This window comes from Sediminispirochaeta smaragdinae DSM 11293 (assembly GCF_000143985.1).
GTDB lineage: Bacteria > Spirochaetota > Spirochaetia > DSM-16054 > Sediminispirochaetaceae > Sediminispirochaeta > Sediminispirochaeta smaragdinae.
The window spans coordinates 1,997,837-2,020,504 of the sequence record NC_014364.1 but is presented as its reverse complement, the minus strand read 5'-3'; the positions used below and the strand labels follow the sequence as shown (position 1 = coordinate 2,020,504).

At 43.6% G+C, this 22,668-nt stretch carries 20 protein-coding genes; 3 read left to right on the top strand and 17 right to left on the bottom strand.

The window, feature by feature from the left end; translation table 11 throughout:
• Positions 1 to 59: 59 nt before the first annotated feature.
• A complete protein-coding gene (locus tag SPIRS_RS09425; RefSeq protein WP_013254452.1) occupies positions 60 to 1,085 on the bottom strand; it encodes a sugar ABC transporter substrate-binding protein in 1,026 nt (341 codons plus the stop codon).
• Positions 1,086 to 1,160: 75 nt separating this feature from the next.
• Positions 1,161 to 2,381, bottom strand: coding sequence for a uroporphyrinogen decarboxylase family protein (locus SPIRS_RS09420; protein WP_216086409.1), 1,221 nt, complete (start codon positions 2,379 to 2,381; stop codon positions 1,161 to 1,163).
• A 133-nt stretch (positions 2,382 to 2,514) separates the two neighbouring features.
• Between SPIRS_RS09420 and SPIRS_RS09415 the strand changes: the two genes are divergently transcribed.
• Genes SPIRS_RS09415 through SPIRS_RS09405 form a run of 3 tightly spaced genes read left to right on the top strand, consistent with a single transcriptional unit; the run spans position 2,515 to position 4,872 of the window.
• Positions 2,515 to 3,270, top strand: a complete 756-nt coding sequence (locus SPIRS_RS09415; RefSeq protein ID WP_013254450.1) for a sugar isomerase domain-containing protein — start codon at positions 2,515 to 2,517, stop codon at positions 3,268 to 3,270.
• Positions 3,271 to 3,282: 12 nt separating this feature from the next.
• Complete coding sequence (locus SPIRS_RS09410) at positions 3,283 to 3,930, top strand: transaldolase family protein (RefSeq protein WP_013254449.1); 648 nt, start codon at positions 3,283 to 3,285, stop codon at positions 3,928 to 3,930.
• A gap of 24 nt (positions 3,931 to 3,954) precedes the next feature.
• Positions 3,955 to 4,872, top strand: a complete 918-nt coding sequence (locus tag SPIRS_RS09405; protein WP_013254448.1) for an ROK family protein — start codon at positions 3,955 to 3,957, stop codon at positions 4,870 to 4,872.
• Here the strand turns inward: SPIRS_RS09405 and SPIRS_RS09400 are convergent.
• From SPIRS_RS09400 to SPIRS_RS09330, 15 genes are all read right to left on the bottom strand, one after another.
• Positions 4,860 to 5,714 carry a substrate-binding domain-containing protein gene (locus SPIRS_RS09400; protein WP_245537747.1) on the bottom strand — a complete coding sequence of 285 codons (855 nt, stop codon included), beginning with the start codon at positions 5,712 to 5,714 and terminating at the stop codon, positions 4,860 to 4,862. The genes SPIRS_RS09405 and SPIRS_RS09400 overlap by 13 nt on opposite strands.
• A 633-nt stretch (positions 5,715 to 6,347) precedes the next feature.
• Positions 6,348 to 7,220 carry a PfkB family carbohydrate kinase gene (locus SPIRS_RS09395; protein ID WP_013254446.1) on the bottom strand — a complete coding sequence of 291 codons (873 nt, stop codon included), beginning with the start codon at positions 7,218 to 7,220 and terminating at the stop codon, positions 6,348 to 6,350.
• A 66-nt stretch (positions 7,221 to 7,286) separates the two neighbouring features.
• Positions 7,287 to 8,465, bottom strand: a complete 1,179-nt coding sequence (locus SPIRS_RS09390) for an ABC transporter substrate-binding protein (RefSeq protein WP_013254445.1) — start codon at positions 8,463 to 8,465, stop codon at positions 7,287 to 7,289.
• Positions 8,466 to 8,528: 63 nt separating this feature from the next.
• Positions 8,529 to 9,668 carry an ABC transporter ATP-binding protein gene (locus tag SPIRS_RS09385; protein WP_013254444.1) on the bottom strand — a complete coding sequence of 380 codons (1,140 nt, stop codon included), beginning with the start codon at positions 9,666 to 9,668 and terminating at the stop codon, positions 8,529 to 8,531.
• 1 nt (position 9,669) lies between these two features.
• The gene (locus tag SPIRS_RS09380) at positions 9,670 to 11,460 is read right to left on the bottom strand and encodes an ABC transporter permease (protein ID WP_245537746.1); all 1,791 of its coding nucleotides are present in this window, start codon (positions 11,458 to 11,460) and stop codon (positions 9,670 to 9,672) included.
• A gap of 75 nt (positions 11,461 to 11,535) precedes the next feature.
• Positions 11,536 to 12,297 (bottom strand): HAD family hydrolase, encoded by a 762-nt coding sequence (locus SPIRS_RS09375; protein WP_013254442.1) that lies wholly within the window; start codon positions 12,295 to 12,297, stop codon positions 11,536 to 11,538.
• The gene (locus SPIRS_RS09370) at positions 12,288 to 12,983 is read right to left on the bottom strand and encodes a PHP domain-containing protein (protein WP_013254441.1); all 696 of its coding nucleotides are present in this window, start codon (positions 12,981 to 12,983) and stop codon (positions 12,288 to 12,290) included. Before SPIRS_RS09370 ends, SPIRS_RS09375 begins: the two co-directional genes overlap by 10 nt.
• A 48-nt stretch (positions 12,984 to 13,031) precedes the next feature.
• The gene (locus SPIRS_RS09365) at positions 13,032 to 14,036 is read right to left on the bottom strand and encodes a LacI family DNA-binding transcriptional regulator (protein ID WP_013254440.1); all 1,005 of its coding nucleotides are present in this window, start codon (positions 14,034 to 14,036) and stop codon (positions 13,032 to 13,034) included.
• A 72-nt stretch (positions 14,037 to 14,108) separates the two neighbouring features.
• A complete protein-coding gene (locus tag SPIRS_RS09360; RefSeq protein WP_013254439.1) occupies positions 14,109 to 15,002 on the bottom strand; it encodes a PfkB family carbohydrate kinase in 894 nt (297 codons plus the stop codon).
• Complete coding sequence (locus SPIRS_RS09355; RefSeq protein WP_013254438.1) at positions 14,999 to 15,805, bottom strand: Cof-type HAD-IIB family hydrolase; 807 nt, start codon at positions 15,803 to 15,805, stop codon at positions 14,999 to 15,001. The genes SPIRS_RS09360 and SPIRS_RS09355 overlap by 4 nt, the downstream gene beginning before the upstream one ends.
• Entirely contained in the window at positions 15,798 to 16,937 is a 1,140-nt protein-coding gene (locus SPIRS_RS09350) for an ABC transporter ATP-binding protein (RefSeq protein WP_013254437.1), read from the bottom strand. The genes SPIRS_RS09355 and SPIRS_RS09350 overlap by 8 nt, the downstream gene beginning before the upstream one ends.
• 4 nt (positions 16,938 to 16,941) lie before the next feature.
• On the bottom strand, positions 16,942 to 18,627 hold the full coding sequence (locus SPIRS_RS09345; protein ID WP_013254436.1) for an ABC transporter permease: 1,686 nt from the start codon (positions 18,625 to 18,627) through the stop codon (positions 16,942 to 16,944).
• Positions 18,628 to 18,679: 52 nt separating this feature from the next.
• Positions 18,680 to 19,741 carry an ABC transporter substrate-binding protein gene (locus tag SPIRS_RS09340; RefSeq protein ID WP_013254435.1) on the bottom strand — a complete coding sequence of 354 codons (1,062 nt, stop codon included), beginning with the start codon at positions 19,739 to 19,741 and terminating at the stop codon, positions 18,680 to 18,682.
• A gap of 153 nt (positions 19,742 to 19,894) precedes the next feature.
• Complete coding sequence (locus SPIRS_RS09335; protein ID WP_013254434.1) at positions 19,895 to 21,325, bottom strand: histidine-type phosphatase; 1,431 nt, start codon at positions 21,323 to 21,325, stop codon at positions 19,895 to 19,897.
• Between the two features lie 246 nt (positions 21,326 to 21,571).
• Positions 21,572 to 22,582: a LacI family DNA-binding transcriptional regulator gene (locus SPIRS_RS09330; protein WP_013254433.1), complete on the bottom strand. Its 1,011-nt coding sequence runs from the start codon at positions 22,580 to 22,582 to the stop codon at positions 21,572 to 21,574.
• Positions 22,583 to 22,668 lie beyond the last annotated feature (86 nt).

The following is a 22,668-nucleotide window of genomic DNA, read 5'->3' as shown; positions in this document are numbered from 1 at the left end:
ATCTCCTGGTAAAACCAAACGCGGGCCTTGACCCACGTTTGGTTCAAGGAATCGATTTCCTACTCTCCGTATACCTGCGATCGCTCCAGATAACCGCTGTTGATAACTACTTCATCAAGATTATCCTTTGTAATAACAATTGGGGGAATCAGAAGCGCAGGAATCTCGCCTGCGCCGTTGTCAATGGTAGAACCATGGGTATCAGGAGTTTCTCCCTGTGCGATTTTTACTGCAGCATCAATGGCCGCCTTTCCAAGAATTCTGGTATCTTTCAGAACCGACATTGTCTGAGTCCCCGCAACAATGCGCTTCATTGCGGCCACTTCAGCATCTTGTCCTGTAATCACAACTTGGCCGACAAGCCCTTGGGCTTCCAGAGCAACGATTGCCCCACCTGCGGTACCGTCGTTAGGGGCGAGAATGGCATCTACCTTATTATTCGCAGCAGTTAAAGCATTTTCGACAATTGCGAGCGCATTCGCGGGAAGCCAGTTCTCGACCGCTTGTTCGGCAACAACATTGATTTCCCCAGAGTCAACCATCGGCTTTATATACTCCATCGCCCCATTGAAAAAAAGCGTGGCATTATAATCGGTAGGAGCTCCTGCCATAAGAATGTAGTTTCCAGGGCCGACGGTATCGACAAGGAATTTCCCCTGTAAACGGCCTACTTCTTCGGGATCAATTGCCATAAAGAGGGAGATATCAGAAGTGTCCCGAATTAATCTCGCATAGGAAATAACAGGAACACCTTCCGCAACGCTCCTTTTCACAAGACTGGCACTGGCCGAGGCATCATGCGGGGCAAGAATGAGTACATCAACCTGTTGCGCAAGCAAGTTTTCAACCTGAGAAGCCTGCTGGGCCATATCCGCATCGGCAACAGCCATACGTAGATCTATGCCGAGCTCTTCGGCATAGGCTTCCATTGTCTCTTTGTCGCGCACCCAACGAGCCTCTCTCTGCGTCGGAAGAGAGACACCGATGACAATCCCGTCACTCGTTTCCTGGTTTCCTGCTGCAAAAACATTAAGTCCTGTACAGATCATCAACAAAACACTAAGTACCTTGGTTAGCTTTTTCACAATGGCCTCCTATAAAATAGTTATTGAAAAGCAAAAGCTTTCAACGCAATAATTTGATATTGCCCATTTGGGCGTTCACTTTTCTCGAAGCTGCCTGAATGTGTTCATCATCATTAATATCCTTTTGGGAGAAACATCTGCTTGAATATTATGTACAGGAGCAAAGACCCAGCCGCCGCCCGGTGCAAGGGCGTCGAAATTACGCTTGACGTCATCCTGAATTTCTTGGGCGGTTCCCATGGGCAAGACCCGCTGGGTATCGATTCCCCCACCCCAAAAAACAATTTCCTTTCCGAAATCGTGTTTAAGACCTTCGGGTTCCATACCTCGTGCCGTGATATGAATGGGATTCAAAGCGTCAGCTCCCATTTCGATAAAATCGGGAATCAAGGCTCTTACAGCCCCACACGAATGAAATAAAATTTTGATATGAGGTGCTTTTCTCTTTATATGCGAAAAAAGTTCGCTCCAAAGCGGTTTTAGAAGTTTTTTAAACAGAAGCGGTGAAATCAAAAGGGATTCTTGTGTACCATAATCATCCGCTTCCACGGCAATATCAAGGCTGGTTCCCATTTTATCCAGGACAGCATCCCAGAAACGCATTTTTACATCGAAAATTCTATGTAAAAGATATTCCGCCGTTTTGGGTGTCATCATGGCATCAACGAGAAAATTGTCCATGCCGCGTAACTTAGACGCCATCTCCACAAGTCCCGAGCAAACGGAACGCAGCACAGTAACATTTCCGGTCTTTCTGTACGTGACCATTTTTTGTTCGACTTCCGGGAAACGCCAAGACTCGTCTCCCGACGGCATGGAAAGATGACGGATATCATCTATTTCTACTGTAGTTCCTTCAAGAGGTCCTGAAATACGTGAATAGTAAAAATCATGCTTCGGATCAAAACGATAGACAACATCCCATTCATCTTGATATTGCAGGATTCCATTCTTTTTTATATGCGCAGCTTTCCAGTTCGCACTCTCAACAGGAAGAGGAATAGTTGCATAATATTTCGGAAGTCCTCCTCTGAATTCCGTTTCGAAGCGAAGGAGAAGTTCTTCCGAAGGCTCCGCCAATTGTTGAATCATGTCAGATGCCCTGATTGTCTGGTCGTTAAGGTCCATATAATGAATAAGGTCCTTATAAGCATGAAGTGCTATACCGGAGTTATTGGTAGCGCCAAAGTCGATTGGTACAAGGTCAGGTTCTTTAAATGCAAAAACTGCTTTAACGCGTTCTTGTTTTGTCATCGCATACTCCAAAAATAAGTCTACAGCTAAAAATAGTACCATTGATCAAAAAATTTGCAAGTTATTTTTTATAATAAATACACAAAACCGATATGATATAAAAATAAATGCTACCCATACCAATAAATACCATGTATTATGTGTAATAAATCATATAGATAAGGATAATTATTATATGAAATACATTGATGCGATTATCGAAATAGCCCAGAAAATTCAGATCACTCAAAAAGATAGCCTCACTTCAGCTTCAAAGATTTGTGCGGGGGTCATCGCAAAAAAACGTCCAGTATTACTTTTCGGAGCAGGTCACAGTTCGCTCCCCTGCCAGGAAGCCTTTCCCCGAATCGGTTCTATTCCCGGTTTTATCCAGATAACCGAGCCTGTATTCGGCTTCAACGGCTTTGTCACCGGAAAAGGAGGCCAAAAGCAAATGTCTTTTCTTGAGCAGACAGAAGGGTTTGCCGAAGTCATCCTTTCCAACTATGCCTTACAAAAAGGGGATTGCCTCATTATCGTTTCAAACTCGGGCATCAATGCACTTCCCTTGGAGCTCTGTCTCGCTGCGTCACAAAGAGGCGTAACGACAATAAGCCTTTCCTCCTTTCTCCATGCCTCGGCCAATAGACCAAAGCATACGAACATCACACAACGGCTTCATGAACTTTCCGACATTGCCATTGACAATTGTACTCCGGAGGGAGATGCCTTGATTCCAATTTTGGAAACGCACAAATCAGGCGGGAGTTCTACAATTGCAAATATGTTAATCATAAACAGCATTGTTGTGGAAACGACCAGGATCTTGGAAATGGAAGGTTATCATCCGCTGGTCTACCCAAGCCACAATGTTTCGGAATCTGAACACAAGGTGGCTATACTGGAAAAAGCAATCTTTACAGCACATAAGCAGTTTCTTTCATCGCTTTAAGGAGGTAGTAGTATGGATTTTTGGTTGGCAACAGCGAATATGCGGCGAATCGAGACTTGTCTTCGATATGGATTCTTTAAAGGAGTCATTACCAATCCACATGTTGTTTCACTTGAAAACAAAAACAAAGTAGAACTGTTTCGAGATATTATTTCTATCGCAGATATCGCCTATTTCCAACTCAAGGACGGAAGCACAAAAGAAATGCTGGAAGAGGCGGAACGAATGCTTTCTATTAACCCGGAGAAAATTCGAATCAAGGTTCCTGCAAGCCTTGAGGGTATAGAGGTAATTCGAAGGCTTGCTGATCGGAATATCCCTACTATGGCAACAGTGGTTCCTACAAGTTCTTGGATGTTACTGGCTTCCGCAGCCGGTGCGAAACAAATTGCCCCATACTCAGGAATGCTGCAGAAACGCAATATCATGAGTAAAATGGAAGGCGTTATAAAGATGCAGAAAATAATTGACCGACAACAACTTAATATTGAAATTTGTACAGGAATTTATCATGCAACGGAAATTGAAACGTATGCCGAACAGGGCATCAAATCAGGTTTTATTTGGGAAAAAGATGTCGAATCCTTTCTCCGCCAAGATCTCGTCGATGAAGCAATAGAAGCTTTTCATGCCGACTGGCAGAATATTGAAAATTACTGAGTGGAATATATCGGAGCAAGAAAGATGAACTACGGGATAGGCATTGATTTGGGAGGAACGCTCATTAAGGCAGTAGTAATGCAGGAAAATCGGGTGATCCTGAAAAACTATCTGTGGGAGACGAACGATCATTTCGAGAGCCTTCAGCAAGGAGCCCCAATATGGGCACAGCGTATTCGCCAAGGGATAAGCAAAATTAAAAGCGAACAGGGTCGTGATCCATCGTGGATCGGTATTTCATCTCCCGGGCTTGCAGATACAAACAACAAAAGAATTACAGCGATGCCAGGCCGTCTCCTTGGTTTGGAAAACTTAGACTGGGAAGTCTACCTCGATTCTCCCGGGAAAATTTTTGTCCTTAACGACGCACAAGCTGCTCTTTACGGGGAAGTGCAGCTTGGTGCTGCAAAAGGACGAAAAGATGTTATCATGCTCACTCTTGGAACTGGAGTCGGTGGAGCGATTATGCTCGACGGGAAATTATTTCAAGGGAGGTTGGGAAGAGCCGGCCATATTGGGCACCTCAGTGTAAATTACAAAGGAGGCCCCGATATTTGCGGTACTCCCGGTAGTATCGATACTTATATAGGAGATAACTCTATTTCCGAACGAACAGAAGGACGCATTAGCTCGACAAAAATACTCGTCGAGCGTTATCGACAGAATGATCCGTATGCAACTTCGATCTGGCTTGAATCAGTCAGGGCTCTTGCGGCGGCAATTGCTTCACTCATCAATATTCTTGATCCAGAAGCAATTATCATCGGCGGGGGAATTGCAAAGGCTGGTAAGGATTTATTTATACCATTACATAATTTCCTCGATCAGTTTGAATGGAGACCTAACGGCGAACGAGTGTCGCTCATCATACCCAATCTGAAAGATTATGCAGGGGCAATAGGCGCATCCTGTTTTGCAAAGGATAGCCATCAAGGCATGTGATAAGAAATAAGATTGCCTCTATGAATAGGGCGAGTCACAAGCACATAATGAATAGTAGAATTCAGGGTGTTTGATAACCTGCCCTTTATTATATCAACCGACAGGTTTATAAAATCATCCCAGGGAATTGCTATGGTCGCAATATTCATCTGCTCCGATATCGGTGCATCATCAAAACCAATAATGGGAACATGCTTTTTTGTGTGATCATAAATATAACTGACAACGGCAGAAGCCAAACGGTCATTACAACAAAATACCGCATCGACAGGATTGAGAAATAAGACTGAAGCTTGAATATATCCGGGCTCAAAATACCAGCTATCTGCTTTAAACACGCTTGCATCAGGGAAAAGGGAGAGAAAGCCCTGGACTCTAGCAATGCTTCTGAGATCACGATCGGGGCCTGCTATGATCACAGGATCGTGGATCGTCCCCTTTTGCAGGAATAACTCAGCAGCGGTAACTCCTCCCGAAAAATCATCGATAGTAATGCTGTCTACAAAGGTACTGCTGATACCTGGTTTTGGACGCTCATTCAGTAGAAGACAATACTGCCTTCGTGTAGTAATAGCCTCAAGAAGTTGTGGGGTTTCCCACAGGACAGGAAAGAAAGCTGGATCAATATCCAATTTTTCTCCTTGTTCAAGATAAAAGGTCTGAGTAAGAATATCCGCACGCCTCAGCTCCTGAACAATTCCCCTTAGCAAACGATTCCCGAAGCTACCTTTCTGTTGTGCTCTTGACTGAAAAAAAAGCGAAACACCTTTCAGCTTATTTTGAGGACCTGCAATAAAGGCACCAGAGGAAGGGACAAGAGTAAGATACCCCTCTTCTGCCAACTCTTTTGTAATCCGATAGGCGGTCTGATAGCTAACGCCAAACCGCTCTTCGATATATCGATTTGAAAGAAATCGGTCTCCTGGTTTATAATAGTCCGACTGAATACGCTCTATCAGCTTGTTTTTGAGAGATACAACTTTCTTGGTTCTACCTCGAGGCATTGGCTCTATTCTCTCCAAAAAACGAAAAGTGTCCTTTGTATTGAGAATCAGTATCCCATATCACTTATTTAACAGTCAAGTAAGCTCTTGAAAATAGTGTTGCAAACAGTAGATTAGGTGAAGAAGTTACCAAGACTCAAAACACTACACAACTTTAATGTAGTGTTCCGAATCCTGGTGGTATGCATGCCCTTTTGCCGGTAAAATCCTTGTTTTTATGTCGGTGCTTACTTTTTCCCATAGTTTGGCCTTCAATTGACTGCGAGGAAAAGAATTGTGTCCCTTCAATCACCAGGATTCGGAACAGTAGACAACGTTAAAAAAGTCCCCGGCGGGAACCGGGGCACAGCCGAAAAAAAAGATACGGCTCAACGAACCGTTGAGAAAGTGTACCATTATATATTTAAAAATACAATGGTGTTTTATACATTCCACCTCTTTTTAAGGAAAATTCTATCATTTTTCGAGATATTATGTCATTGCTTTCATCCGCGCATATACTTCACTGATACTTCCCTCAAAGGGACCGGGATGCTCCATCTTAATAGAGCAGAGCGCAGCGGCATACCGCAGAGCCTCGGCCGGGTGTGCATCTTCCACACGTCTTGCAAGATAAGCGGCAAAAGTGGTGTCTCCCCGCCCTGTACGGCCGGATAAATTAGAGGGAGTAAATGGAGCCGTATAGATCTTACCATCAACGCATAAAAGGGCCTCACTGTTATGCGTGATGAGGACCTCTTTCGCCCCTTTTCTGTTCAACAAGATAGCAGCCTTCTCTCGATCCTTCTCTCCTGTGAGAATTTCCGCCTCGGCAGCATCCGTTTTTAAAAATCTAATAAAAGGAAGCAAGTCATCAGCGTTTTCCCAGGGTTTGAATAGGAGCCTTTCTCCTTCATTGCAGCGGATAAACCCCTGAACATCCACGGCAAGATCACCCTTTTGAGCCAAGTGGGGGATAAAATCTTCAGGAATCTCTCCTCTTACCAATCCTGCCAAGTGAAAAATTCGGCTTTCGACAGGCGGAAAGGAGGCAATAGAAAACGACGATGCCTGAGCAGCCAAAAGAATCTCACGTCGCTCACGATCAACCGAATCATAATGCAGCGCCATACAGGTTGTTTGAGGCGAATCCTGCCTTGTGACCGCTATCCCATTTTGTCTCATCTCATCAAGCAAGAGATCATCTTGTTCTGCAGCCTTTGTAATAACATGAACATGCTTTCCCGAGCGCAGCGCGGCGGCAGAAGAGAAGTAGACCGCCCCACCCAGACTTTCGGAGCGAACTCCCCCATCAAATACAGTGTCTTTGCAGACATGACCGATCATTGTTATATCGTATAGCATTTTTTTGTCCTTGGAGCACGCAACCGGAGATGCCTTATGTACATCCCGGTTGCGAAGCGAAAAGAATTATTGCAAGGTAAGCCAGAAATTTCGCATATCATCAAGGATCATGTAGTTATAGTTAAGATCCAAGGGCCATAGGTTCAGGGAATTCAGGGGAGGTGTGTCGATAGGAGCAACATCCGTACGTGAAGGCCAGGAACCTCTGACATGAAAGGGTTTAAATCCCTCACCCGTTCCGTCGGCCTCACCCCCTATCCAACGAAGTAGAAGCTTTGCGGCATTCACATGTTCCGATTGATCGGTAATATAGAGATATGCAGGATCAAGCACGCCCAAACGAGGCAACAAATCATTGGCAACATTAATCAGCAGATCATCACCTGCTTTACGCATCTTGCTGGAGGTTGCAATCCCGAAAGGAGGATCACTTTGTCCAGGAGCCCCGACAGCCTCAGTGATATCGGTATCTGACGTCATGATAATCAAATCATTATTGATAAGACGTTTTAAAAATTCATAACCGGCATGTTCCGTTCCGTTTAAAACCAGCTTTTCACCAAACTCTTTTTCATAAGCAGAAGCCATATCATCACTATTCTTTACAAAGGCAATAAACAGCCCCATGATTTCGGAATTTTCTATTGGACTCCTCAGAATAATCTTACCGTTATATTCAGGACGTGTCAGATCCCACCAATTATCAATGGGGCAAGAATCGTACACTTCCGAATTGTAAAAAATTTGCTTCATCTCAAAGTAAGGAACATAGGCGCCTTTTTGGTACTCGGGAAGAGCGCTTTTCATCATATTTTGGGGAATATACTCTTTCAAAAGTCCCATCTTAACGAACTCATTATAAACAGCCCCGTCGGTGTCCTTTATAAAAAGCACGTCTGCAGTATGGATACCGGCATTGTATTCTCTTTGGAACTTTTCCAGGATTTCGGAATTTCTCATATCGTAGACGACGACTTCAACCCCCGGATATTGCGCTTCAAAGCTCTCTTTAACGTCGTTTAGTCGGCTGGACATAGAATAGATCGTAACGGTTTTTTCTTCTTTGGCTTTTTCGTAAAGTTCTTCCACACTTAGTTTGTCATGAAATCCTGAAGTTTCCTCCCAACTTTTCCCATCCGAAATGGAGGCTGTCCCCTCCTCGCTTTTACTATTCGAGCAGGAAGAAAATGCAAACACCAAAAGTAGGATAACTGCCAGAATACCTAATCGTTTTACATGCTTCATCGATTTTCTCCTTTACAAAAAAATTAATCGGAACCGTGTATGTATTGGTTCCGATAGATTCCATCATTGGGCACGCATAATCAAAGTGCCGTTTTCATTTTCATATAAATTCATTCGTTCCTGCTTCATGTGGACCCAGACCGTATCGCCGACATCGAAGCGTTGGGGGCCAACCTCTTTCACCATGAGAAGACTATTTGCCAATTCGAGTTCCAGCAGTGTTTCCGATCCGGCAGGAAGAATAGAAGAAACGCAACATGGGATATATCCGTCTTGCTCATTTTTTTCGATAAGGATATCTTCGGGACGAATAGCAACGGTTACCTCAAGCCCGGAAGATGATTCGGAAACAATGCCTACGGAGTCATTGTCTCGTTCGTCGATATTCTTACATGTAAGGGGCCCGAAACTGCATTGAACAGTTAATTGATTATCCCTTATATCCGCGAGGATACCCGAAAGGAAATTAATCTTCGGATTACCAATAAACTCTGCAACCCGCAATGTAGCAGGGTTATTGTAGATTTCACTTGGTGTATTGCATTGTGTAAGCACCCCTTCAAAATAGACGGCGATCTTGGAAGAAAGGGTAAGCGCTTCGACCTGGTCGTGGGTCACGTAGATGATTGTGGTCTTCAACTCTTTATGCAGTCGCTTTAATTCGGCACGCATGTCTATACGGAGTTTTGCATCCAAATTGGAAAGCGGTTCATCTAAAAGAAGAATTTTAGGTTGGGAAACAATGGCTCGTGCTATGGCAACCCGCTGTTGTTGCCCACCTGATAATTCCGAAGGATAGCGATCGGCGTACTGACCGATTTGCATCCTCTCCAATGCGGACATTACGTTCGTCTTAATCTCGTTTTTGGGAACTTTTTTTACAGTTAGGCCAAAGGCAACATTTTCAAAAACGGTCATATGGGGCCAAAGAGCATAGCTTTGAAAAACAAGGTTGAGATCCCTTTTGGCGGGCGGCTCAAACCTACCACTTTTCGGGTCGGCCACAACCCTGCCATCGATAGACACCGTGCCACTTTGAGGATTCTCCAAGCCGGAAATAACCCGCAGCGTAGTGGTCTTTCCACATCCCGACGGACCAAGAAGGGTCATGAAATCCCCCTCCTCCACTACAAGGTCAACATCCTTCAGGATAAGTGCTTTATCATAGTATTTATTTACCTTATTCAGTTCTATCCGGCTCATATCAACCTCCTATTCCTTGAGAAATGTCCGCTTTACTGACTTTTCTGGCAATGAAATTAACAACGATGATGATAAAAATAATTAATGTTGTAATTGCATCGGAAAACTGCTCAAAACCTGACTCCGTATACGAATAGGTCAAGGTCGTCAGGGTCGAGGTTTCGGGCGTGACTAAAAGCATGATCAATGCCAACTCTTTCATTCCACTAATAAAGATCAATAAAAAGGCACTGAAAATTCCTCCTTTGGCGAGAGGGAGAATCAGCCTTGAAAAAATTTTGTGCCATGGTGTTCCCTCGATCTTTGCGGCCTCTTCAAGTTCACTATTAATTTGCATCATGCTGCTGGTTCCCGATCGAACCGCAAAGGGCAGGTATTTAACAATGCTGATTAGAACGAGCAACGAAAAGGTGCCGTACAGGACAGGCAGAAAGAGCTGCTGTTTGGAAAACATTGAAAGATAGATGGTACTCAACGCAATAGAAGGAATCAGCATAGGGGTAAAAGAAATTTGTTCAATAAACCGACCACTGATTTTCTTGCGTCCCCTTGAGATGATGTATCCCAGAAGAAGGCCGACAACAGTTGCGATTAGAGACGTTATAATAACAAGCTTCATCGTATTGACGAGTGCAAGCCAGATTCTCGGATTATGGAAAATGCCTGCCTCTCCATCGGCTATAGCGGGATTACTCTCCCCAATCCAGAAATGAAGCGTCAAATTGCTCGGACTGTAGACCCCTTTCTTCAACATGAGACTTTGAAGGACCAAAACGACCAGCGGCATAATGACGCCTAAAACGACAAAAAGGAAAACCGCGATGGTAACCAGGGGTTTAAATTTCTTAAGCTTTATAAAATTCCGACGTGTACTCTTTCCGCCAATTGTCGTAAAACTCTTACGTTTTCCAATGGCCTTCTGGTTAAGGTAAACCGTAAAACTGGCAACAAGAATCAATACAATCGACAAAGTAAACGCCTGAGTGGTCATACGGTTACGGATATTGGCATAGATCATGGTCGACAAGGTGTAATAGTTCACCTTCAATCCCAGAAACGCCGGTGCACCGAAAGAGCCTATTGCCTTTGAGAAGGTCAAAATAAACGAGGACAGGATGGCCGGCATGACGAGAGGAAAGGTAATCCTCCGCAAAATGGTACTTCGTTTTGCTCCGGTTATCTCCGCCATCTCTTCAAGGTCCCCTCCGATGGAGGACAACGCCGCAGAAATGAGTAGGAAAGAAAACACAAAATAATGCAGGGACAAAGTAATGACGATTGGAAAAAAACCATACGATATCCAGTTGGGTGGCGCGATCTTGAAGATAGACTGAAACATACCAGGATATCCGCCGATCCTATCGTTTTTAAAGATAATCTGCCAAGACAGAGCCTTACACCACGAGGGAACCATATACGCAACAACGAGAATAAATGAAAAAAAGTTCTTCAAAGGTAGATCAGTACGGGTAACCAGCCATGCCAGGATTCCACCGATGAGGATACCGAAGACAGAGACATTCAGAGAGATGAGCAACGAATTGACCAGGGGTTTATAAAACATTGCCTTACTTATGGTACTGGCAAAAGTCTGTATCCAATAACGTAAGGTAAACGAGCCTTCGGAGAGGCCGGTTTTCATTGCATCACGAAATTGTAGTTGAAACGTATTACTGAGAATCTCCCACAACGGAATGACTACCAAATATAAAAGAACGATAATAGAGACGATGGTAATCAGATTCGGGGGATTCCGCAGGTAATTAAATAATCTGGTTTTATTATAATGCATTTTTTTACTAAATTTCCCCATCGCTGAAATTTCAGAAGAAACCATTACATACCCCCCTTTTTCGGTATAATGTTTTTATTGACGTTGATTGATCTCGTCGATGATCGATGGAATGCTCATGAGGTCCTGGATGATATAATCCGGTCGGCTATCCTCTGAGAGTGTCCCGTCACTGAGCTTTGTAAAATCGGACTGAATTTGAATCGATCCGAACAGGCCTGCATTTTTTGCTCCAAGTACATCTCGAGTTATTGTATCGCCCACAAAGAGTGTTTTTTTCGCATCGGCACCCATCTGATTCAGAATATCCCTGAACAAAAATCCATGAGGCTTACGAATGCCATAGGCGCAGGAAAGTGCGATCTTATCAAAAAAAGAACGGATTCCGTATCGGTCCAGTGATTTATACACCTGCGTGAAGCTGCCAGTATTACTGATGATACCCATCTTGATATCTCGAGAATGTAATTCCTCAAGCATCATGGCGGTGTTTTTCCGGCAACAGCGGTTGATTACTTCTGTTTCCCAGAAATAGGCAAGCTCTTCACAATGATCAAAAATAACATTATCGGGAATCGAAAGCCCTTTCAGAATCCAATCCCTCCATACCATGGCTGGATGAACCTCTATATAGGTTCTCTCCCTAAAACAACGGTATTCGCTATATCGCTCAAGGAGTGTTGTATAAAAGGCATCGCCTCCCTCTGTCGTAATCGACGAGAAAGGAACCTTTAAAATGTTTTCAAAACGTTTTTCAATCATCGAGCCTACAGTAGAGGAATAGGAAATTTCTTCCAGTGTTCCCCCCATATCAAAGAGTACGGTATCTATTTGCATACGGGTTCCTTTGCGATTAAAGCGTCATAACTAATAGCTTTCAAAGCGGTAATAAGTTCGGCATTACAGGAGATACGTTCTGGCAGGAACACCCCGCCGCTTGCCAGATCACCGGGTCTGTGAAAATCAGAACCGGACAAGATAAGCGTACTGTTTTCCGCAGCCGCCTGTGCGGCAAGATTATTTCTTGAATCATGTCGTGGGTTTCCGTTATAGATTTCCAAACCATGGACGATCACTGGATCTACCAACCGACAGCCATCGCGAAAAGGATGAGCCTGATATACCAAAATATCTGCCCTACTCTTAATTGATTCCATAAATACGCTGATCGATGAACGATGAAGATCTACCCACCCCTTCAAGAAGTCACTATCTATTCCATAGACAAGGTAATCGTTATCGTTTTCGGTAAAACGCAGCTCCATTCCCCATAAAACATCCATGTCCAATTCGCCAGCCACTTTGGCAGCTTCCCGGTAGCCTGTCAGGTAGCAATCAATCTTGGCCTCCCAACTCATGTTTCCAAGAGAAGAAACATAATCGTCATGAAAATGGTCGGTAAAAATAATCCCCTGGTAGCCGACACTCTTGTACATCCTAAGAGCATCGGCAGCCCTTACTCGGCCACAACTGCTTACTTCGGTCGTATGAGCATGTGTTTCATATGCATACGATCTTTTCATGTATCTGAACTCCTCCATACTTAAACGTTTAAGTATCTAACAAAAAATTTAAATTCGACAGGTCGATGTCCTGATCCTCAGTTCAGGCTGCAAGACAATCTTGCGATCTTCTGTTACAGGATCATCCTGCAACTTTTTGTGTAATAGCTCGAGAGCCATCTCTCCTGTTTTAAACTTCGGTTGCCAAATGGTAGAAAGTCCTATCATCGGGAGAGATGCAAATGAAATATCATCATAGCCCATAACGGAAACAGCCTCGGGAACCTGTATCCCCGCCTCGGAGAGAGCCTCCATAGCCCCTATTGCCATCAAATCGTTCAAGGCAAAAACAGCCGTAGGAAGTGTTCTCCCCGCAATGATATGGCGTATGGCCGAAACACCACACTGACGTCCCTTTAGACCTTCATTGTTAAAAACGACAAGAGGTTTTAATCCCTTTCTTTTCATTGCCTCCGTATATCCATCGACTCGATCATGTCGTGTTTTCGTATCAAGATCGTCACAGATCATGATGATATCCTTATGTCCGAGCCCCGTTAGATAATCAACGGCGAGCATGGCGCCGTGATAATTATCGATACCTATGGAATTTTGCATTGCGTCGTTGACCTTTCCACCAAAATAGATGATCGGTATCTGTCCCCGAACGACCTGTACAATATGAGAGATATCATTGCTAACAGGACTGACAAGAAGCCCGGCCACCCTATTCTCCATCATCGTCATGATATATTTCTTTTCGCTTTCTATGCTCCGTTTTGTGTCGCCAAGCAAAAGTGTATATCCATACTTCATGGCCGTTTCATTTATCCCCTTATAGATACGAGGATAAATGGGCGTGGATATATCGGGAATTAATACACCAATGGTCTTATTCCCCTTTGTTACCAAATTGCGGGCAATCATATTCGGGGTATAACCCAATTCACGACTGATCCGGATAATTCGCAACCTCGTCGTTTCACCAATATCCGGTTGTCCATTCAAGGCCTTGGACACGGCAGCAGTCGAGACTCCCGCCTCTCTCGCAATATCTTTGATGGTCACTCGCATGACAATCCCTCAACTAAAACGTTTAAGTAATTATAGCATGCATATGTACAGCGGTCAATTTTTTTCGTTCGACTATTTTTCTCGGCCTTTACGAGAAAATCCCATACGCTCCATTCGTTCATATACCATCTCCTCAGTTCCCGAGAATGGGCCCGGGGCCTCCATTTTCATGGAACAGAGGGCGGCGGCATAAGCCGTTGCCCAAGAGGGATCGGAATCAAGTCGTACAGCCATGTAGGCGGCAAAGGTGGTATCACCCCGGCCGGTCCTACCTGACAGATTAGCAGCAGTATAGGGAGCATAACAGAATTCGCCGTTTACCAAAACAAGAACTCCGTCATGATGGGTAATGACGATCTCTTTTGCCCCCATATCGGCAAGGATTCGTGCGGCATCTTTTCTATCAGAGGTTCCGGTTAGTATTTCAGCCTCCATTGCATCCGCCTTAAAGTAGCTGATATGGGGCATGAGCTGATGAGCGTTTTCCCAGTTCTTGAAAAAAAGCGCTCCTTTTTCGTTACACCGAAGAAGGCCTTGGGCATCGACACCGACACTCCCTTTCTTCGCAAGATGCGGAATAATTGCATCAGGTATCTCGCCCCTAAACAAACCTGCCAAATGGAAGATGAGGCTGCCTTCTTCCGGGAGCTCTTCGAGAGAAAAAGAAGAGGCTTTACTTAAAAGCCGAACCTTTCGCCTTTCGCGATCATCGGAAAGATATATATTCTCTATACTGGTTGTATCGGGTGAAGATAACCAGCTAACCTTCACGCCCTCCGCTTCCATACCGCTTAGCGCCGCTCTATCCTTCTCCGAACATTTTGTAATAACATGTATCCGTTTTCCCGAACGAGCAGCAGCGATTGAGGAATAGATGACAGGTCCTCCGATAAATCTTTGCTCATCTTCGGGGTAAATCATGACATCTTTTGAGATATGCCCGATCATTGTTATATCGTATGTCATATTTTTTTCTCCATGATGGCTGCTAAGATCTTTCCAACTCCATCTTCGGTATTGGAAGGAGCAACTATATCGGCAGCGTCTTTCAATTCCTGGCGAGCATTCCCCATGGCAACCCCCAATCCCGCATTACGTATCATCTCCATGTCATTCAAGCCATCGCCAAAACAGGCAATCCGTTTCATATCAATCCCGAGGTAGTCGGCCAAATGCAACAACGAACTTCCTTTGCTCACAGCACTTGGAAGAATTTCAAGGAACGTTAATTCAGATTGCACAAGCCTGGCAGAGGTAGCAGCATCATCAGAGAAGAGGTCACGAAATTCCTTAAACGAACTATTATCACCGATCATCAGAATTTTTGTTATCTCTCTTTCTTTTATCACGTCAACACTGTCGATCAAGGCACAAGTAATTCTATCTCCCTCCTCGTATCGGCGTACATTATCGGACCTCTTCAGGGTATAAGCCTCTCCATTCGAATAAAAAACATAATCAAAGGGGAATTGTGGTAAAAGATCTATGGCCCTATCGACATCACACGTGGTAAGAAAAGAATCGTAGATTGCCGTTTTTGTATCGGGGTGATAAATTCTTGCCCCGTTATATAAAATAATCGGGATATGCATCTCCAATTCTTCATAATAGGGAATCGCCGATTTCTCGATTCTTCCCGTTGCAAAAGAGATCCTTCCTCCACAGCGGCAAAACTCTTTTATCATCTTTTTATTAAATGGGGAAATCTTTTTCTCAGCATCTACCAATGTCCCATCGATGTCACATATTACAAGTGTATACTCAAGCATCCGCTTCCCCATCGTTATTTTTCAGCAAACGTATACCATCGAGATTCACGGCTATGCCGACGACATCCTCTACTTGATATATTTTCTTTTCAAGCGGACAATATGATTCAACTTTGATGATCCTATTTTTGATTTCTATTTCGTATTCGACAAAATTACCGAAGAAAACCGTCTTTCGTACTACTCCTGTAAACTGCCCATCTTCTTTTTCTAATACCCTAATAAATTCGGGCCGAATTACGGCAGTGGCCTCTCCTTTGAAAAAAGAAAAATTCTTTCCCGGAGAGGGTACGGTAATTCTAGCACCAAGAATAACCGACTCAATACCGTCGTCATTTTTTTCCTTTATTTCGCACGGGAGAAAATTAGACTTTCCTATAAACTCTGCAACAAAAAGGGTGGCCGGTTCATTATACAAATCCAAGGGAGTTCCAACCTGAACAATCCTCCCGGCATTCATAAGTACCACTTTATCCGATATGGCCATGGCCTCGGATTGATCGTGCGTAACATACAGGCTGGTTATTCCTAATCGTTTTTGAAGTGCACGAAGCTCATCACGCATATATTCCCTAAGTTTTGCATCAAGGTTTGAAAGAGGCTCATCAAACAGCAGGACCTTGGGCTCAATGACGACCGCCCTCGCTAATGCAACACGTTGCTGTTGTCCCCCGGAGATTTGCGAAGGAAGTCTGTTTTCCATCCCTTTGATTTGCATAAGCTCGATTATCTGATTTGTCCGCTGTGTTATCTCGGCCTCGGGAAGTTTCTTTATCTTCAAACCATAGCGTATATTGTTATATACGGTCATATGAGGAAAAAGTGCATAGCTCTGAAACATCATAGCCATATCACGCTTATTCGGAGGAACCGATTCTATCATTTCATCTCCGAGAAAAAGCTTACCGGAGGTCACACTCTCAAATCCAGCAACCATTCTCAACGTTGTAGTTTTTCCACAACCGGAAGGACCTAAAAGGGTAACAAGCTCGCCGGATTCAATCGAAAGATTAACATTATCAACAGCAATGACCTCTCCTGATCCCCCTATTTGACGAAACTTTTTTGTCACATCTACCAGACGAAGGCTACTGCTCTTTGCCTTAATTGCATCCTCAATTCGGTTTCTCATCTTTCTATTTCCTTACCATAGCGTTTTTTTCGGGATCCATTTTACTTACGAGAAAATTAAGAACATAAATTGCACATGCTATTACGATGATCATTATCACAATGTACGCTGCGGCATCACTGTACTGGCTCACCTCAAAAAGTGAAAAAATCCTGGTCGTGACAACATTCCAACGCGCCGAAACGAGAAAAATAATGGCACTCACCGCCGTCATGGCTCTGACAAACGAATACACCAGCCCGGAAAAGAAGGCTCCCCGAATCAACGGAAGGGTTATGTGGAAAAAGGTATAAAAACTACCAGCGCCCATGTTTATAGAGGCCTCTTCAATTGAAGGATCAATCTGCATAAGAGCGGAACTAGCTCCCTCAATTCCTACCGGAAGATTTCTGAAAACAAATACACAGATAAGAATCACCGCCGTCCCTGTCAGCAAAAAGGGACGATCGTTGAACGCAAGAATATAACTGATACCAACAACGGTCCCGGGAAGGGCAAAGGTAAGCAACGATGCAAGGCTCATATAGCGTTTACCAAAGAAACTTTTTCTGACCGTTAAAAAAGCAATCGCCATCCCCGTTAGACCGGTAATGGGTGTCGCAATAATTGCCAGAGTAACCGCATTCCTCAGTGGTTTGAAACCTATGGAAAAGACATACCGAAAATGATCAAGGGTAAAGGAATAATTTACGCCCCAAACTTTTACAAAGGCCCCGACAATGACCGTTCCATAGAAAAGCACTATGACGGCACAAAAAAGTAAGCAAACCGCAAAAAGCGGTATAACAATGTGCCTCTGATTCAATTTGGTTCTGTTCTGAGAGGGTTTACCAGTCACGGTGACAAATCCCTTTCCGCTTATCCAGTATCGCTGAAGGAGAAAGGCCATCAAACTGGGAATCAACAACATGATAGAGAGAATTGCACCTGTTCTTAGATCATACATGCCGGTAATTACGCGATACGCTTCAACACCCAATGTAGGAAATCCTCCGCCTATAACGGCAGGGTTACTAAAATCCTGTAAAGATTGTATGAATACCAAGAGAAATGCACTAAAGATACCAGGGAGCGATAAAGGAAAGGTCACAGTCCAGAAGATTTTCCATCGTGATGCCCCAAGGTTAAGTGCAGCATCTTCCACCGAAGAGTCTATAGCCTGCAAAATACCAGAAAGCGTCAGATAGGCAACAGGAAAAAAAGAAATTGTTTGGACCAAAATCAAACTATGCATGCCATATACATTAAAATCCGTAATCCCAAGCAGCCCGTTTGTAATCAACCCCTTCCTTCCAAAAAGAAATATGATAGAAAGAGAGAGAACAAACGGCGGCGATACAATTGGCAGAGTCGCCATCGTTTTCATGAATCCCTTCATGGGGAGTTCTGTTCGGGTAATGGCAAAAGCAAAAATGTATCCGATAATCGTTGCTATACATGCCGAGATAAGCCCGAGTTTAATGCTGTTGCTAAAGATAATTCTATACGAACTGTTTTTTACCACGGCCCAGATGGTTTGAAGAGAAAGCTCACCGCCATCCGCAGTAATACTGTATTTTATCAGCATTAATAATGGATAAAAAACAAAAACGGTTAAAAGTAACAACAAAAGAAGAATGAAAATAATCAAAATTGGCTCTTTTAATATCATTTTCATCTTCCACATAAGATCGTTTGTGCCGTTTCTCATAATATTTCCTTCAAAATACCGGAAGCCTTTTCAGGCTTCCGGATAGGTTCATCTATTTAAGATTATTTGCGTTGGAAACGACATCGCTGAATTTCTCAATGAGCCGCTTACGGTTTTCTCCAGCCCAAATAAAATCGTATTCGATTATCGGAAGCTTATCGATACTGATGGCACCGGAAGGAACCTTCGCATGCATATTAACAGGTAGACGAAAAGAATCGTTTTGTGAATAGATATCCTGGGCTCGTTCACTTAAGACCCAATCAATAAACTTTTTTGCATTCTCATGTTCTTCTTTTGGTCCATTCTTTATAATTGCAATGGCACCAATCTCATAGCCGGTACCGTCCTTCGGAAAGACAGTCTCCACAGGATATCCTTGAACTGCAGGCTTTAAACAATCATGAGAAAAAGCAAGACCGATGGCTGCCTCTCCCAAACCAACATTCTTCGGTGGTGCAGAACCTGATTTTGTATATTGACGAATATTCTTGTCCAGTTCCCCCATATAGGCCATTGCCTCTTCCTCCCCAAGCATCTGAACCATTGTGGCCAGAATGGTATATGCCGTACCTGAAGATCCGGGATGAGCCATTGAAATTTGATCCTTGTATTCCGGATTCAAGAGATCGTTCCAGGAAGTAGGATAGGAAAGTGAATGGTCGGCAAACCATTCCTTGTTGACGGCAAAAGCCAGAGCTCCAACATAGACGGGAGACCAATAACCGTCAGGATCCTGATAACTGGTAGGAATATTGATCAGCTCCGATGACTTATAGGGCTCGAGAAGGTCATTGGCAGCAGCAGCAATAAAGGTATCACAATTGCCTCCATACCAAATGCTTGCCTGTGGATTATTCTTTTCAACTTGAACCTTTGATAATACTTCCCCAGCCGACAAGCGAACAAAATCGACGGTAATCCCGGTATCTTCCTTGAAGGCCTCAAGGTATGAAGGAATTTCCGTTTCTGGAAGAGCACAATACATAGTAAGGTGTGTCGACTCCGCTTTCCCCTCTCCGTCACTTTTTTCTGCGGAACCTCCACCACAACTCAGTAAAAGAGCTGTCCCCAAAATCATCGCCGTTAAGAAAAGCATCACTCGTTTTTTCATAGTTTCCCTCCTAAAACACACGTTTGTTTACGCAACGCACACGTGTGTGTTATATGGTATCTTCGTTTTTTGCATTTGTAAAGAAAAATCTAAAACAAAAGGGGGCACATCCTTTTGGGATGTGTCCCCCCGAACAAGTCGCGTGTACACCGTTTAGAAATTGTTCTTCAGATTTGAAATATCCTCTTCAACAGTACTGTCGGGAAATACGCCCAAAGCCTCTACCTTTTTAAGATAATACTGCCTGATTTCGGACCAATGATAGTAAGGCCCAAGAAAAGGGGATATCTCTTCAGAAAATCGGCTTTCTCTTTCGTTAAGAAGAACTTTTATAAGAGCTTCTTTACCGGGTGATCTATAGACAATCAATTGCAAATTTCCACCCATCGGTCCATAATAAGCGGTGTTCCAGTTTTCTACCGCTTCTTCAACGGAATCATAAGCCTTACCGGCATTCTCAATATCAAGAAATCCGACGAGAGGGACCAGAGTTTCTGCATGCGCAAAGCTACACACCGCAAGGTACGGGGAACTTTCATCCAAGGATGCATCAATGGTGTTGATCATGTGCTTGGCCAAGGGTGCCATGATATTAAGTGAGAGGGCCTGTGAAGAAGGACTTCCACTACCATATTTATAAAAGGACTTTGCATTCTGTATCGTTTCAAACATTTGGAGTTCGTCATCACGAAAGTACTTTTTTACATTAATATCGGCGAATCCGTCTTCACGCAGTGCAGGAAGGATGATATAAAGTTCATACAATGCGGAACTTGCCGTAGCAGCGCTATCAATTATGACCTTTCCCTTCTCATCACAAAATTCCATCTCACCACTGTCCAATTTCTGAAGAAAGCTTGCTTCAAAAAACTGAGAACAGACCCTTTTCGCCATCAAACGCACAGTATCGCTATTTTCATACGCTCTTACCGTCTCGTGCCAGGCGCCATTATCGAAATAATCGCTGTACTTCTTAGCCAAATCCATGGGACGCAGGTAGGGATCTTTTTTCTTTTCATAGAAAGTTTTCTGTATTTCGCCATGATAACCTGAAGCTTGAAGTCCCGCCAAGAAGCTGTCCCGAGACTCTTGAGTCCGCTCTTTGTAGGTAGCATCGGCAAAAAGAGGGCTTCCCGTACGAAAGAGATCGCTGAAATTTTCTCCAACCCTTTTTCCGATGCCAAAAAGTTCATCTTTTCCGAGGTTTGTTAAAAGACCGTATTTACCAACCTCGTAATCTGCAATCTGCTTTATTTCCCCATAAAGCATGGTCCCGGCTTCTGTTAATTGCCCCTCTTTTCCAGCAGTATCCAACAATTCAAGCCATGCCTTGTCATATTTGAAACTTGATAAATTTCTTGATCCGTGTCGATGTAGTACATACACAAACGAGGCCTCATAACCAGCAGGAGCTTCTGTGTAGACAAGATTAGTAGGTACCGGGTACGGACTTTTTGAGCCAAGGAATAATGATCCGGCGACTTCCGACTTATCGCTCTCGGCATAATTCCCCGTGGTGTTACAAGCCGAAGTGCACAACAAAAGAACCGATGCAAGAACGCCCCATAAGAATCTTTTTTTCATGGGTATATCTCCTTAGAAATTGAAAAGAGTTCTATACAAATGGGTACCCACAAAACAGATGCGACAAAGAATAAAACTTATTCTTTGTACAGCATTAACAATCATATAAGGCAGCTGCCGTTTTTACACAATCAATACAGTATAGCCAGAGACTACTCCTTCACACCATAAATATGTCTACTCACACGTGTGCTTTATGGTATTCCCGAATTCTCCCTTTGTAAAGGAATTTCTTTTTCTTACGCTTTAGGTCGTTTCGCGAGGAATTAAACGAGGCTGAAAAACAAACCGCTTTACCGTATTATCACCGGCGAGCTGCTTAATCAGGATTTCACAGGTCTTTATCGATATGTCTTCCAGGGGTTGCGCAACAGACGAAAGATGAGGCTCAAAAAAGGTACACAATTCAATATTATCATAGCCCATAAGGGCAATATCCTTAGGAACAGAAATACCATGTTTGACTAATTCTTTCATGATCTCAAGAGCGATAAGATCGGTATGGGCAAAGATGGCATCGTATTTTGAAACTTGCAAGATTTCCCGTTCCACATCCTCCGGACAGAAATCAAAGGAGGATCCCCCCTTTAGGATCATCGTCTCATCAACGGCTATTCCGGCCTCTTCCAAGGCCTGCCTATAACCATCTGTTCGTAATGCAAACTCCAAACGTTGATCGGGTCGGGTGACACAGAGAATCCTCCGGTATCCGCAATCAATCAAGTGTTTAGTCGCTAAATACCCCCCCTTTCGATGGTCACAATAGACGGCATTAACCTTACCAAATTCGTCGGGAGGGATCTGGTGGGAGAAAACAAACGGGATTTCAGCGTCCCGAAGAAAATCAACGGTTTCTTTTTCGATCGAAGAAGTAAGAAGTATAAGGCCATCAACCTTTCGCCTGTTGACAATTTTTTGAATATTATCTTTTCCCGAATAATCATTGTGGGGAAAGGTCGTGATCGTATCCAAATCCTCTTCTTCCAACTGATGTCTAATATGCCGAAGAAAATTATTTGTAAATAGATGAGGTTGATTATCATCATTTGCCTCATTAAGAATAATCCCTATCGTCTCCGTCTTGCTGGTATGCAAACTCCGCGCATTAGCATTAAATTCAAAGCCGAGATCTTGGGCTATACGTTTTATTTCCGCCCTCATGGCGTCGGAAACTCCCGGCTTATCATTTAAACATCTCGAAACGGTTGAATGCGTGACACCGGCAATCTTGGCAATATCCTTTATTGTAACGGCCATAGATATATCCTTAATCGAAAAAGGCGTTAGATATGCTGCAACAATGTATTAAGAATAAAGAAATGAAACTTGCCATGCAAGAGGTC

Coding starts and splice junctions, on each gene's coding strand:
- SPIRS_RS09375 (WP_013254442.1), bottom strand. CDS start 12,297: ATGCAAATAGATACCGTACTCTTTGATATGGGGGGAACACTGGAAGAA.
- SPIRS_RS09420 (WP_216086409.1), bottom strand. CDS start 2,381: ATGGTACTATTTTTAGCTGTAGACTTATTTTTGGAGTATGCGATGACA.
- SPIRS_RS09380 (WP_245537746.1), bottom strand. CDS start 11,460: ATGCATTATAATAAAACCAGATTATTTAATTACCTGCGGAATCCCCCG.
- SPIRS_RS09405 (WP_013254448.1), top strand. CDS start 3,955: ATGAACTACGGGATAGGCATTGATTTGGGAGGAACGCTCATTAAGGCA.
- SPIRS_RS09330 (WP_013254433.1), bottom strand. CDS start 22,582: ATGGCCGTTACAATAAAGGATATTGCCAAGATTGCCGGTGTCACGCAT.
- SPIRS_RS09345 (WP_013254436.1), bottom strand. CDS start 18,627: ATGAGAAACGGCACAAACGATCTTATGTGGAAGATGAAAATGATATTA.
- SPIRS_RS09335 (WP_013254434.1), bottom strand. CDS start 21,325: ATGAAAAAAAGATTCTTATGGGGCGTTCTTGCATCGGTTCTTTTGTTG.
- SPIRS_RS09410 (WP_013254449.1), top strand. CDS start 3,283: ATGGATTTTTGGTTGGCAACAGCGAATATGCGGCGAATCGAGACTTGT.
- SPIRS_RS09355 (WP_013254438.1), bottom strand. CDS start 15,805: ATGCTTGAGTATACACTTGTAATATGTGACATCGATGGGACATTGGTA.
- SPIRS_RS09340 (WP_013254435.1), bottom strand. CDS start 19,741: ATGAAAAAACGAGTGATGCTTTTCTTAACGGCGATGATTTTGGGGACA.
- SPIRS_RS09360 (WP_013254439.1), bottom strand. CDS start 15,002: ATGACATACGATATAACAATGATCGGGCATATCTCAAAAGATGTCATG.
- SPIRS_RS09415 (WP_013254450.1), top strand. CDS start 2,515: ATGAAATACATTGATGCGATTATCGAAATAGCCCAGAAAATTCAGATC.
- SPIRS_RS09385 (WP_013254444.1), bottom strand. CDS start 9,668: ATGAGCCGGATAGAACTGAATAAGGTAAATAAATACTATGATAAAGCA.
- SPIRS_RS09350 (WP_013254437.1), bottom strand. CDS start 16,937: ATGAGAAACCGAATTGAGGATGCAATTAAGGCAAAGAGCAGTAGCCTT.
- SPIRS_RS09390 (WP_013254445.1), bottom strand. CDS start 8,465: ATGAAGCATGTAAAACGATTAGGTATTCTGGCAGTTATCCTACTTTTG.
- SPIRS_RS09395 (WP_013254446.1), bottom strand. CDS start 7,220: ATGCTATACGATATAACAATGATCGGTCATGTCTGCAAAGACACTGTA.
- SPIRS_RS09365 (WP_013254440.1), bottom strand. CDS start 14,036: ATGCGAGTGACCATCAAAGATATTGCGAGAGAGGCGGGAGTCTCGACT.
- SPIRS_RS09370 (WP_013254441.1), bottom strand. CDS start 12,983: ATGAAAAGATCGTATGCATATGAAACACATGCTCATACGACCGAAGTA.